Consider the following 12,446-nt stretch of genomic DNA (forward strand, 5'->3'; position numbering starts at 1 on the left):
GGGGCAATGACAAGGACAGCAGCTACCGTGGCGGCAAGCTGAAGACGCATTTCAACTACAATGCCGTGTGCGCTGCGTGGATGCTGGAGCACGAGGGCAAGACGACAACCACGTATGTGGAGAAGTCCCAGCAGGCAGGGCAGCAGGGGCATGTGGAGGACATCACCACGGGCAATGGCAAGGTCTTTGCCTTGACGGCGGACGGCGGGGTGGATGCGTGGATCGACCACAACACGAACACCGGCTTTGTGAACACGCAGATCTACCGTGACCTGGTGGACAAGGGAGGATTTACCACCCCCGTGGGCAGCTATCCCTCGGGCGTGAGCCATTACGGATGCCATGACATGGCAGGAAATGCTTATGAGTGGACGCGCAGCATCATCGTGGCTACGAACGGGGCCGAGCGCGGCCAGGAGGTGAATGACGTACGCGGTGGCAGCTGGTACTCCACCGGCCGCAGCGGCCAGAGCCTCTGCACCGGCGAAGGCCGCAAGGCGGGAAGCGGCTACCACAGCGTGGGGTTTCGCATAGCGATGGAGCTTAAGTGAGGCTCGCGAAGCATCGGGCCCGGTGCTGACTTCTAGTGAGAAAAGAAAACGCCCGGCAGTGTGAACTGCCGGGCGTTGTTGTTTAGCTTGAGGGTATCAGGCCTGCTGCCCGATTAGATGGACTTGTAATCCCAGCCCTGGCGGTAGGCCGCACGGGTGATGAGCTTGTTCGCATTCGCGTTGTCGGACTCCTGCTTGGCGGCGTCCCAGTTGATGACTTTGTTTGGATTGGCGATGGCCAGGTTGCCGAAGAGACAGAGCTTGGTCAGCGGCACGGAGTAGTCGAAATTGCTGCCGCAGATCTTGTCCTGTTCAATGGCGCGGATCAGTTCCAGCTGCGGTTCGCCTTCGGCCAGCGAGCCTTCCAGCTTCAGCTCGGGCTTCTTGCCACCGAGGAAATCAGCCATCTTGGTGCTCGGGATCAGGCGTGGGCTGCCGCAATAGTCGTCGGTGTTGAGGATCACGCCAGCATCGCCACGGAGGAGGAAGCCGCCTTTGATCTTGTCCCAGTCGCGGTCGGCTTCCAGTTCAGCCGGACGCTCAGGCTTCAGGCTGCCTTCATACCAGTGCAGTTTGATCTCGCCGTATTTCTCCGTCTTGAAGTAGAAGACCACGTGGGAGGACTTCGGCCAGCTCACGTCCGTGAGTTCGCTGCACTCGGCTTCCATCTTGTAGGGTTCGCCCAGGCCGCAGGCCCAGAAGGGACCATCGAGAAGGTGGCAGCCCATGTCGCCCATGGCGCCTGCGCCGTATTCGCGGTGGCCGCGCCAGGCGAAGGGGTGCAGGCCATCGGTGAAGGGGACGGAAGGGCAGGCGGCCAGCCAGTGTTCCCAGTTGAAGAGGTCTTCGGCGGTGTCGACCATGATGTCTTTGCCGTCGGGGCCTTTCTTCTTCTCTTTGATCTTCGGCACGCTGCCGTTGGTGTACTTGGCTTTGGCTTCATTGCCCTGAGGCCAGATGGGGCGGTTGGTCCAGACGTGGATTTCTTTGACGTTGCCCACGATGCCTTCGCTCACCCACTGCTTGAGGAAGCGGATGCCCTTGCCGGTGTGGCCCTGGTTGCCCATGTTGGTCTTCACGCCCTTCTTCTTGGCGGCTTCATGCAGCTGGTTCGCTTCCCAGATGCGGTTCACCAGCGGCTTCTGCACGCACACGTGCTTGCCGCGCTTGATGGCTTCCATCGCTGCAGGGTAGTGCGCGTGGTCCGGAGTGGACACGGTGACCATGTCGATCTTGTCTCCCATGCTCTCAAACATCTCACGGAAGCTCTCGAACATCTTCGCGTCCGGATACTTCTGCTGGGCCTGCTTCAGGCGCTCACGGTCCACGTCACAGATGGCCACGATGTTGGCGCCCTTGGCGGAGATTCCCACGTCAGAGGCACCCTTGCCACCTGCGCCACCGATGCCGGCGACATTGATTTTCTTAACGACACCTTCCTGGCCAATCAGCAGATTGGGGAGAAAGATGCTGCCGGCAGTTGCGGCTGTGTTGCGGAGGAAAGTACGGCGGTTGGGGAAGAGCGAGGGCTTCATGGGGATGGATTGGGCCGCAAAGATAGCGGATTGGCGCAGAAATACGCAATGGGAATGTCACCTCCCCCAAAAAACGTGCCTCATGGAGGAGAAAAGAGCGCGGGGCAGTGTTTCTGCTTGGCGAAAGATGACGAACTCCCTTACAAGGCTTCATGGACTTCGCCAAAATTGCTTCTGACCTCTCCGGTTTTGTCTGGGGGCTGCCCCTCATCATTCTGCTGTTTGGCACGCATCTTTTTCTGACCCTGCGCACCGGCTTCATCCAGCGCTTCCTGCCGCAGGCCATCAAGATCTCCTTCTCGCGTGAGAAAGAAGGGGAGGGGGACGTCTCCCAGTTCGGCGCGCTGATGACCGCCCTCGCCGCCACCATCGGCACCGGCAATATCGTCGGCGTGGCCGGAGCCATCACCATGGGAGGCCCCGGTGCCGTGCTGTGGATGTGGCTGACGGGCGTGTTCGGCATCGCCACGAAATACTCCGAGGCCGTGCTGGCCGTGAAATATCGCATCACCATGCCTGACGGCAGCATGGCCGGTGGGCCGATGTATGCACTGGAGCGTGGTCTCAAGCAGAAATGGCTCGGCGTTTTGTTTGCCTTCTTCACCTGCATCGCCGCCTTTGGCATTGGCAACATGACTCAGGCCAACAGCATCGTTGAGCTTCTGCGTGAGCACATCAAACCCGACTCCGATGTCGTGCTGCGCTGGGTGGCCGGCAGCGTGATGGCGGTGCTGACTGCCGCCGTGGTGCTGGGCGGCGTGAAGAGCATCGCCAAAGTCTGCGAGCTTCTAGTTCCCATCATGGCCCTCGGCTATGTCTTTGGCTGTTTGCTGGTGCTGATCAAAAACTATGCCGTCCTGCCGCAGGCTTTTGCAGACATCTGGAATGGGGCCTGGAGCGGTCAGGCCGCTGTCGGCGGTTTTGTCGGTGCCACATTGAAGCAGGTGGCGCAGGCGGGGATCGCCCGCGGGTTGTTCTCCAATGAATCGGGCCTTGGCTCCGCCCCCATCGTGGCGGCGGCGGCTCAGACCCGCAATCCCGTCCGCCAGGCCCTCGTCAGCAGCACCGCCACCTTCTGGGACACCGTCGTGGTCTGCCTCATGACCGGTCTGGTCATTGTCAGCAGCGGTCACTGGAAGGATGGACTGCCCAAGGGGGCTCTCACCAGTGCTGCGTTTGGTGATCTGCACGCCGTCGGCCCGATCTTCCTGCTCTTCGGCCTGATGACCTTTGTCTTCTCCACCATTCTTGGCTGGGGCTACTACGGGGAGAAGGCTGCCGAGTACCTCTTCGGCACACGCGCCGTGAAGCCCTACCGCATTCTCTGGGTGCTGGCCGTCCTGTTTGGCTCCGTGCAGCCTGCCCAGGCCGTCTGGGACTTCTCAGATGCTGCCAACGGCCTCATGGCCATCCCAAATCTCATCTGTCTCATCTGCCTCAGCGGGGTGATCGTGGCCGAAACCAAAGCCCACAAAAACGAGCTGACAGGCAAAAACTGAAAAAGTCTGCCCTCGCACTTGCAAGAACGTCGGCTGCCTCTATTCTCTCCGCCCGCCACTCACTGCCTCATGGTGTAATGGTAACACAGCAGATTCTGAATCTGTTATTCAAGGTTCGAATCCTTGTGAGGCAACCACATTGAAAATCAATGGTTTAACTTCTGGGATTCGCCAAACTAAGAATCCAGCTAAGAATACGACGCCGACGTTCTCTCGCGCAATGGTGAAAAATTTCGCCCTTCAAAACCCATTCTAGGGCAGGGGACTCGGCACGGCTCGTCACCCCCTCCCCCCCGTCTTTTTTGCTCCACATCTTCATGAGCTTCCACCTTGTTTTGCAGGTGGGATAGCGCCTGCGGATGCGCTCCTTGCACTCTCGTATGGTGCTCTCAACGTTCCTACTTTTTTGATACTACACAGCCCCGGAACTGCTCCACAGCCGCGCCGTATCGTGCCGGGTTCAGTCCTTCCTGCCATGAACGCCGATGATTCCGTTCCTCTCCGCCGCGCCCGGAATTTCGCACCCCAGCCCTCCCGGTCATGAACGCCGATGATTCCTTTTTACCCTGCTGTACCCACACTCAGCCACGGCTTGTTTCAACACCCCGAATATTCATTTTCGTTCCAACGTTTTCGGTGATTAGGGCTGAAATGGATGTCTCAAACATCCAATGCATGGGTGAACTATCCTTTGCGTACAGAGCAAACTGAATGCTTATTTTTCTCTCCTCCAAAGGGTTGATCGGAGCTCGCATTGACAAATTCCGTGCCAACGCCAGTTCTAGCCCTGGATGAATTGGCCTTTTGGCATAATATTCCTTCGAATTTCTGGAGCCTTCGATCCACTCTTCGACATTCAGACTTAAGTCGCAAGGGCCTGCATATTTTACGTACACGTCCGATGCTGTTGAGTTGCCTTTGTTTTCTAGGTGAACGCTTCCTTGAAGGTGAAGCGTCTCGTTGTAGTCGTTTTTTCCCAACCACAGTTCCATTCTTGGCTCAAGCAGAGGAAAACTAAGAGGGTAAAAAAGCCGTCTTAAAACCGCTGTTTGGCAATTAACATTGCTGTCTTGGCTGCGAATATAATACTCACGAACAGCTTTCTTCGAGCGATGAGGAGCAAATTTGCTCGGTGGTATGAGGCAAACTACGAGCCCTTCCAGAGACTCAGGGTTCTGCGGTATGGCCTCAACGGCAATGCCTTGAATCGGAGGATCGACAACATCGAGGGCTGTTGAAAGCAAACGCTCACGAAGGCGGTTCACGTCCTTAACGAGGGAGAGCCCTTTCGGGAATCTTTTTGGTGCATCAATGCCCCATATCAAAAGTCCTCCTCCAGAATTGGCGAATGCGCCCAAATATTCGCTCCAAATTTCAAGGATGTGCTCCTCATTGCTCTTTTGCGCCGCACCTAGAATCTGCGCACTATAGTGCGAAGTTATCTGCTTTGCCCCCTTAAAGTCCATCCACTCGTGTTCTTCGGCCTTCGACTCAGGTTGAGACAGTTGTTCCAAGAAGGCAAAGCTACCTGCCTTGTAGGCTAGGATCTGATGAAAGAATTCTTTGGCGCTGAATGAAACCTCCATGTTTTAAGATCGCGATATGATGGGCCAACGCAAGAGTGGGGAGCGGATGTGGTAACGTGCGCGATTTCATGCCGCTTTCATCGCTGCCGCCACACGTTGCACCGTAGAGCCGCCTTTGCCGCTGATCTTTGCCGCATTGCGGATGCTCTGGCCGCTCTTGAGGAGCTTCTGAATGTCTTTGTGCTTGGCGAGGTAATCAGCCGTTTCCAGCGCGGTTCCTTTCGGTCTGCCGATGGCGCGGCCCGACTTCGTTCCGTGCTTCTTGGCGTGCGCTAGGCCGCTTAGAATGCGTTCCTTCAACGTGTCCTTTTCCGCCCTCGCCATCTCCGCAAGGAGGGCAAGCATGATGACTGCCGCTGGATTCCGCTTCCCGCTCGGCATCAGGGTTTCGATGTTGTGCGCGTGCCAGTAGAGCGACACGCCGCATTCCTCCAGGTGATGTCATGCCGGAACTCCCGTTTTCCCTTGGCTTGAAGCCCACCATGACGCTATTGTGACGCCACTTTTTTGAAAACGTCAGGAACACCGTGCTTGACGGAGAGACAATTACGTCTTGCATTGAGATGCCCAATTATTCACATGCGCACTATATGAATAGACTAGTCTTTGCGTTTTTGATTGCTCTCAATCTGTGCTCATACGTGTTGGCTGGCGACAGTAGGTTCGACATAGATTTAGCTCTTTCGAAAGTGGAGGCAGCGGAAAAATATCCTGAATTGAGAGACCAAAACAGTCCGTTTTTCAAATTCGTCGCGAGCACAACAAACTGGCTGCAAGCGAACAAGCCTTGGATTGAATCAAATAGTCCATCGCCTTTTGAAGATCCAAATTGGCCTTTGCAGGTCGCTGATTCGTGCTACGAGCGCATGACAAAGGCGATTGCTGATCAAGAGAAAATTAATGTAGATAAAAATGTTAAAACGCTCCAACAGATGCACCAGTTATTACAGCTTGATAAGCTGGGCATGATTCACTTGAGTGAAGAAAATAGGAATGCTATTCAAGCCTTCATCGTTTTGAAAGGTGGGACGATAAACTAGTGAGTAAAAAAACAACCATTTTTTAGGGCTTGTATTGGGACGCCGCCGTTTGGCTTGAATAAACTCAAACCTAAGCCCCTTTCAATGCTGCCGCCACACGTTGCACAGTAGATCCGCCTTTGCCGCTGATCTTTTCAGCAATTCGGATGCTCTGGCCGCTCTTGAGGAGCTTCTGAATGTCTTTGTGCTTGGTGAGGAAATCAGCCGCTTCCAGCGCGGTTCCTTTCGGCCTGCCGATAGCGCGGCCTGACTTCGTTCCGTGCTTCTTGGCATGCGCTAAGCCGCTGAGAATGCGTTCTTTCAATGTGTCCTTTTCCGCCCTCGCCATCTCCGCAAGGAGGGCAAGCATGATGGCTGCCGCTGGATTCCGCTTTCCGCTCGGCATCAGGGTTTCGATGTTGTGCGCGTGCCAGTAGAGCGAGACGCCGCATTCCTCCAGCTTCTCCACGAACGTATGTGCCACGCTGGAACGCCTCGCCACGCGGCTGATTTCATGCACCAGCACTTTCTTGATTGTGCCAGCTTGCGCGAGTTCCAGCGCCCGCATGAGTCCGGGCCGCTCCTCCAGCTTGGCACTGCCCGAAATCGTTTCTTCGCAGACTTCGACAACGTGCCAGCTTCGCTCCTTTGCCAGCTTCTCCAGCTCTTGAACTTGGCGGGCCGTCTCCTGCTTGTTGGTGGAGACGCGAACGATGATGCAAACGGGAAGGGGAGCTGCTTTCGGTTTCATGGCCGCATTCTATCAAGCGTATTCAAAAAAGCAATAGGATATGTGAATACACTTTTTCTGCTCTCTTGTTTTTCCAATCTCCTGCGTGCCGCATTCAAGATTTTGAACAACCCTTTTTTGAATACACTCTTTCTCTTTGATTGCGGAAGAGGCTTCGTTGTGAGTGATTCGCCAGATGGACCCCCGCTATCAAGTTTTCATCAGTTCGACTTTCCGCGATCTTAAAGACGAACGCCAAGCCGTCCTAGCCGCAGTACTCGAACTGGGGCATTTTCCAGCGGGTATGGAGGCGTTTCCCGCCGCAAGTGTGACCCCGTGGGATTTGATCAAAAAAATCATCTCTGAATCGGACTACTACGTTTTGATCATTGGGGCGCGCTATGGCAGCACCGATGAAAAAGGCGTTAGCTATACTGAACGCGAGTATGATCTCGCCTGCGAGTTGGAAATTCCCACGTTGATTTTCCTGCACGGTGCCCCCGCTTTAATTCCTGCCGGTAAAGTTGAAATGGACAGAGATGCACAAGATCGACTCGCTGCCTTCCGCACAAAAGTCGAGCGCCACCACTGCAAAACTTGGAAATCACCCGAAGAATTGAAGGCTAATGTGGCTCTTGGCCTCATTCATGAAATTCGCGTTAATCCTCGATTGGGTTGGATACGTGGTGATCAAAGAGATTCCCCGGAATTATTGCGTCGGCTCAATGGAGTTTTGGAACAAAACGCACAACTTACCACAGAGTTAACGCGACTGCAAAATGCGGTGGCAGGTCAGCCTCACGGTGAGTCTTTATTTGCTCATGGTGACGAGATCATGCCTCTTGGATATGGCTATTCTGCTGGAAATACAGGGGGGGTAAATACAGGGGAGATAAATGTAGGGGGGGTAAATACAGGGGTGTTCGAGGTCACATGGAAGCAGCTGTTTAAGCTCCTTGCCCCGCATCTAATGGAACCCGAAGAAGCAGAGAAATTGAAGTTTCAACTTATCTTGAATCTTCGGCCACTGATTGGAAAACCCATTGGCGGGATAGCCGATGAAGCCTGGAAAAAAATAGTTTTGCAGTTTGTGGCTCTTGGATACTGGGAGGCTGTCCAGGTTAACAAGAAAATGGTGGGATACTCAGTGAGAGAACCGGGTGTTTCTGCGCCAGTTTCAGTGCACTGTTACAAGTTGACCGCTCTCGGTGTTGTTCGGTTTGCGGAAGGTGCGGCAGTGCTCAGGCGCGTTCCAGTTTAACGCCTATGATTCCTTCCGGCCCCTTTCTCCTAGTGGAACCGGAAACCGGAAAGCGCCGCACTTTATTCCTCCTCCTCCAGCACTTCAAGCCCCGCCGCGATGCTGATATAGCCGTTCGCAGGGTTCACCTTCAGCACGCCCGCAAAGCGCCCCTTCTGCGTATCCAGTGCCGCGTAGATGGCTGAATGCCCCGTTCCGGTGAGAGTTTGCAAAGCCTTTGCCGCTGCCGCCTTGCTCAACCACACTCGCCCATGGTCGAAGATTTCCTCCAGGTGATGTTCCTCGATCTTCGCGTTCTTCCCGCCTCCTGTACTCCCGTTGTTAAACTCATCCCAGTTGAAATTTTCCAGTGGCCCCACGAAATTAACGCCCTCGCGTTTCCAAGCCGTCGCTTTGCCTAGTTCGCCGTTGTTGTTTTTACAGCAGCAAAAAACGAACTCCTTACGCTCTGTGTCATCACTCGCCGCTTGAAGGACGAAAGCCGCACGCGGGATACTGCCCAGTACCAGCGAGCCAGAGAGCAGATTCAGCAGGCCGCGCCCGTTAACCTTCTCCCCCATGCGCGGCTTGCGAGTGTGCGCCACGATCATCAGCGCGGGCCGCTTATCCCCTGTCGCCATGCAGGAAAGGATGGCATCAAAGGCCGCTCGGAAATCCTTCTCCATGCTGTCACGCGCCGCACGGTTCCACGGATCAAGCACGATCACATCCGGCCCGAATGCCTCGATCTCTGCCCGAAACTCCGTGCAAAAATCCTCACTCTCAAACGCGAACATATCCACGTCTCCCGACACCTTCACCCATTCATCCAGATCACAGCCCTTGAGATGGTCGCGATATTCCGACGATAACCGCACCAGACCGTTTTCAGCTTGCAGGATCATCGTCTTGAAGCGGCGATGCACAGGCAGGCCAAACCATGGCGTCCCCGTGGCACCAGCGATAGCCAGCGCAGATGTTGCGAAAGACTTCCCAACGCCCGACGCACCGCCGAGAACAAAGATGCCGCCTTTGTAAACGTGAAGATCACCGATCAACGGCACATCTTCCGGCACCTGATACGCCGCTAGCTCGCTTGGCTTGAAGAAGTGAAGAAACTTCTTTTTCACCGGCCCCTCCTTCGTGCTCGCCGCCGCGCTTCGTTTTCGGTCTTCATCTGCCAGCGGATCAAACACTCCCGAATCATTTCCTTTGCTCATGGCATCATCCTCCCTTGAAATTTTGTCAGCCTCTCCCGGCACTCTTGCGCGATGTTCAGCACGTCGCACAGATCCTTTCCGGTCTCGCCATCACGCCGCACGATGCCGCGCAAGTCGAAGGCATCTACACGCGCCGCGCCTGCCTCTCGCAGTGCAAGCGCCCATTCACGCGCCGCACGCTGTCCCGCTTCATCCGCATGAGGAAACAGCCGCACCAGCTTCCCCTTGAAGAAGGGAAGCGCCGCCGTATCCAACCGCGTGTTTGCCGCGCCTAGCAGTGCCACCACGTCCACGTCTGCCGCACCTTCGCGCCGTATGATGTCAAGTGCCGCCAGTGCATCCGGCCCGCCTTCAACCATCGCCAGCTTGGAGCATTGCGCCGCTTCCTCCAGGTTCACCGGCCAGCTTTTCTGGCCGCCCCACGCATGGCATTTTCGTGCTGGCATGGTGCCATAAGCCTCCCACGGCAGGCCGTCCAGCCGCCGCCCTTCCGCGATGCGTCCGCCCGGATCACACACCAGCCACGCCAAACGCCCCCAAACGTTCGCAAAGGCCAGCAGGCCGCGCCGTTGCGCCTCCGCCAGTGTCTCCACCTTGAAACCGCGCAAGGCCGCCAGCGCTTCCAGTTCACCGGCTCGCGCCGGTCGCAGCTTTGGCGGTGGCTTTGCCAGCGCCTCGGTGGGCTGTTTCTTCATCGTAGCACTGGCCGCAAGCGGCACCGGCAGCACCGGCCCGCCGCACTTCTCCCTCGCCCATTGAATCGCTTCCTTCAAAGGCACATCTAGCGCCTTTTGAAGGAAGTCGATAACGGTTCCAGAATCCCCGTTGGCGTGATCACGAAAACGCCGCCCCTCTTGAAACACGGAAAAGCTCGGATGCTTGTCAGGCCGGAAGGGTGAAACGCAAGACTTCCCCGGCTGCCAGTTCAAGCCCAGCAGCCGCGCCGCGTCCATGATGGACAGCCGCGCCTTGATTTCCTCAATCGAGAGTTCATCACGCGCCGCGTTCATCTTCTCCAGCCTCCTTTGCACTGTTCAAAACTCCCTCGATTTCGGCTATGGCATCGCTGGCAGCCTCGCGGCTCTCTGCGAGTGCCACCGCGCAGAAGGCCGTGTCTGCTAGCGTGCCAGCTTCAAGGTTCCTTGCATTGCTTGTGACATGATCCTTGAGGCTTTCGACGTGCCAGCATTTCTGGACGGGAGAATAGGCCGCGACGTGGATTCCATCCGCATTCATACCGCCACCTCCTTCCCAGCCTGTTCAGTCTGCAATCCCCGAAGATGCGCCCGCAAGGTGGGCAGATGAACCAGCACACTCCCGCGAATTGTTCCCGGCCTCCTCACGCGCACCAGCAAGCCTGGCACGGCATGGGAAAGATCAATCAGGCCCGAACGGGAAAGCCAGCTCACCGGGCATTTTTCGCCCGCCCTTGGCAATCGGCCCCATTCCGCAGACTCCAAGGGAGCCGGTTCAAATTTGTGCTCGCTTCCTTTTGGGCAATTCCCCGCAAGCGTAGGGCGGCCCGTTTCAATGTTGTGTTTCGTGTTCATATCCGCAAACGCCACTGTTGGCGGATGGATAAAGAGCACGCTGAGAACGCGGAGCTACCAGCATGAGCCGTTGGCATGCCGCAATCAGTCAAACCGCTGTCACCAATTCATTTTGGATTGCTGACATGCGCACTCCACCATGGCGGCGCTACCTCTCCCGTGATGTCTTGAAACCAAGCTGTTGCTTCGTCTCTGTCTCTAACGGCTCTCCCCAGCTCCTTTCGCAGCCCTTCAATTTCTTGCTTCAGCTCTATCTCTTTCAAAGTCGAAGAAATTGGGGCGGCAAGGCTGGCCGTCATTCGCCAGTAAATGAGAACTGACAGCGCCTTGTCTCGCCGCTGCTTTTGGTTTCCAGCTTCCTCGATGCACTCCGGCCATCTCGTCGGACGGATACTTTTGCATAGGCGGGTCATTGCGTCGCCGATGTCACGATCATTAGTCTCATTCCAGTTCACCTTCAAAACAATGACCTCACTTCCGTTCTTATCCACATTTCGCGCTTTCAGGTCATCGTTGCCGCGCCTCTCAATCTTCGATTTCCCAACAGTCCACGCTTCATCTCTCGGCTTGATAAAGGATTCATCCACCGTGGCATCTAGGCCATCTCGATACTCGTACGATGAGCGTTCTTTGATCCTAGCATCATAGACGCCGATGCTTCGCGTCGTTGTTGCTTCTTGAAGTTTAGCCACGCGCAGCAATTGACGGCCTGCCCATCGTGACTCTACGGAACAAAGTAGCCTGCCGCCGTCTTCAATACCGTAAGTGTCAGGATTGATCTCGATATGTGTGAGTGTCGCATTTGCAGCACCCACAGCAACCCGCAAGCGCCGATCCTGCGGCATCATTGAAAAGGGATGATCCTCGCCAAGATGATCGCAAAGCCAGCCAAGAACTGAAACCCAGCCTCCGCCGAGTTGTTTTTTCAGAGATGACGAAAGGGGCGCTGCCTCGCCTGGCTTCATGATGTCTCCTTCCTCCATCGTGTTGAGCATTCGCGCCCACAGGAGGAGATTTCGCGACTGCCGCGCATACTCGTAATACACCGGCAGCCACAGCGCCGCGTGTTCCAGCCTCGCCCGTGCCTCATCTCCGTCACACTCGACAGAATTGAGGTCGTTCACGCTGAAGTCTGCAAGTTTCCAGCCCTCGTTTTCCATGCGTTTTCCTCGCTGCTCAATAATGCCGTCCGCCCACTCCTCGCAGTCCTCAATCCAGATGCGCCGCTGGCGGATGCCCTCGCCGATTTTCCATGTGTTGCAGGCATCATAGATGCGTTCCTTCTCCGCTTCCTTTGTATCATGTTCCGTTTTGCTCAGGCAAGACTGACCGGCGCTCCGGCGGTTCGCGTCTTCGATCAATTCTTGATGAATCGCCGCCGCCTTTTCTCTAGCCCACTTGATTTCTGCCTCAGACCTTGTGCAGGCTTCGCGTGCCTCCGCTTCACGTTCCGCCCATGCAGTTCCACTATGCTCGGCACTCCACCAGTAACATGCGAAGCGTCCTTCTGGGGGAG

General features: G+C 56.0%; 11 protein-coding genes and 1 tRNA gene. 5 read left to right on the top strand and 7 right to left on the bottom strand.

What is annotated here, in order from left to right:
- The coding region (locus ACILSL_RS25400; protein WP_395734878.1) for a formylglycine-generating enzyme family protein at nucleotides 1-551 on the top strand (551 nt) is incomplete at its 5' end.
- Nucleotides 552-664: 113 nt separating this feature from the next.
- Here ACILSL_RS25400 and ACILSL_RS25405 read toward each other — a convergent pair.
- Complete coding sequence (locus ACILSL_RS25405; RefSeq protein WP_395734879.1) at nucleotides 665-2,086, bottom strand: Gfo/Idh/MocA family protein; 1,422 nt, start codon at nucleotides 2,084-2,086, stop codon at nucleotides 665-667.
- A gap of 152 nt (nucleotides 2,087-2,238) precedes the next feature.
- On the opposite strand from ACILSL_RS25405, the gene ACILSL_RS25410 reads away from it, so the two are divergent.
- The gene (locus tag ACILSL_RS25410) at nucleotides 2,239-3,585 is read left to right on the top strand and encodes an alanine/glycine:cation symporter family protein (protein ID WP_395734880.1); all 1,347 of its coding nucleotides are present in this window, start codon (nucleotides 2,239-2,241) and stop codon (nucleotides 3,583-3,585) included.
- Nucleotides 3,586-3,648: 63 nt separating this feature from the next.
- Nucleotides 3,649-3,722: transfer RNA gene (locus ACILSL_RS25415), tRNA-Gln, on the top strand.
- Between the two features lie 444 nt (nucleotides 3,723-4,166).
- On the opposite strand, the gene ACILSL_RS25420 is transcribed toward ACILSL_RS25415, so the two are convergent.
- Together ACILSL_RS25420 and ACILSL_RS25425 are read right to left on the bottom strand one after the other, a co-directional pair.
- Nucleotides 4,167-5,171, bottom strand: a complete 1,005-nt coding sequence (locus tag ACILSL_RS25420) for a helix-turn-helix domain-containing protein (protein ID WP_395734881.1) — start codon at nucleotides 5,169-5,171, stop codon at nucleotides 4,167-4,169.
- A gap of 66 nt (nucleotides 5,172-5,237) precedes the next feature.
- Nucleotides 5,238-5,516 (bottom strand): hypothetical protein, encoded by a 279-nt coding sequence (locus tag ACILSL_RS25425; RefSeq protein ID WP_395734882.1) that lies wholly within the window; start codon nucleotides 5,514-5,516, stop codon nucleotides 5,238-5,240.
- A gap of 245 nt (nucleotides 5,517-5,761) precedes the next feature.
- Here ACILSL_RS25425 and ACILSL_RS25430 point away from each other — a divergent pair, with 245 nt between their 5' ends.
- Nucleotides 5,762-6,211, top strand: a complete 450-nt coding sequence (locus ACILSL_RS25430) for a hypothetical protein (protein ID WP_395734883.1) — start codon at nucleotides 5,762-5,764, stop codon at nucleotides 6,209-6,211.
- Between the two features lie 70 nt (nucleotides 6,212-6,281).
- Here the strand turns inward: ACILSL_RS25430 and ACILSL_RS25435 are convergent, their stop codons facing one another.
- The gene (locus ACILSL_RS25435) at nucleotides 6,282-6,941 is read right to left on the bottom strand and encodes a recombinase family protein (RefSeq protein ID WP_395734884.1); all 660 of its coding nucleotides are present in this window, start codon (nucleotides 6,939-6,941) and stop codon (nucleotides 6,282-6,284) included.
- Nucleotides 6,942-7,116: 175 nt separating this feature from the next.
- Here ACILSL_RS25435 and ACILSL_RS25440 point away from each other — a divergent pair, with 175 nt between their 5' ends.
- Entirely contained in the window at nucleotides 7,117-8,181 is a 1,065-nt protein-coding gene (locus tag ACILSL_RS25440) for a DUF4062 domain-containing protein (protein WP_395734885.1), read from the top strand.
- 62 nt (nucleotides 8,182-8,243) lie between these two features.
- Here ACILSL_RS25440 and ACILSL_RS25445 read toward each other — a convergent pair whose 3' ends face one another.
- The 3 genes from ACILSL_RS25445 to ACILSL_RS25455 all read right to left on the bottom strand — a co-directional run.
- On the bottom strand, nucleotides 8,244-9,356 hold the full coding sequence (locus ACILSL_RS25445) for an AAA family ATPase (protein ID WP_395734886.1): 1,113 nt from the start codon (nucleotides 9,354-9,356) through the stop codon (nucleotides 8,244-8,246).
- A 20-nt stretch (nucleotides 9,357-9,376) separates the two neighbouring features.
- Entirely contained in the window at nucleotides 9,377-10,390 is a 1,014-nt protein-coding gene (locus tag ACILSL_RS25450; protein ID WP_395734887.1) for a hypothetical protein, read from the bottom strand.
- Nucleotides 10,391-11,037: 647 nt separating this feature from the next.
- A partial coding sequence (locus ACILSL_RS25455; protein WP_395734888.1) for a hypothetical protein occupies nucleotides 11,038-12,446 on the bottom strand: 1,409 nt, incomplete at its 5' end.

Source organism: Prosthecobacter sp. (genome assembly GCF_044222345.1).
GTDB lineage: Bacteria > Verrucomicrobiota > Verrucomicrobiia > Verrucomicrobiales > Verrucomicrobiaceae > Prosthecobacter.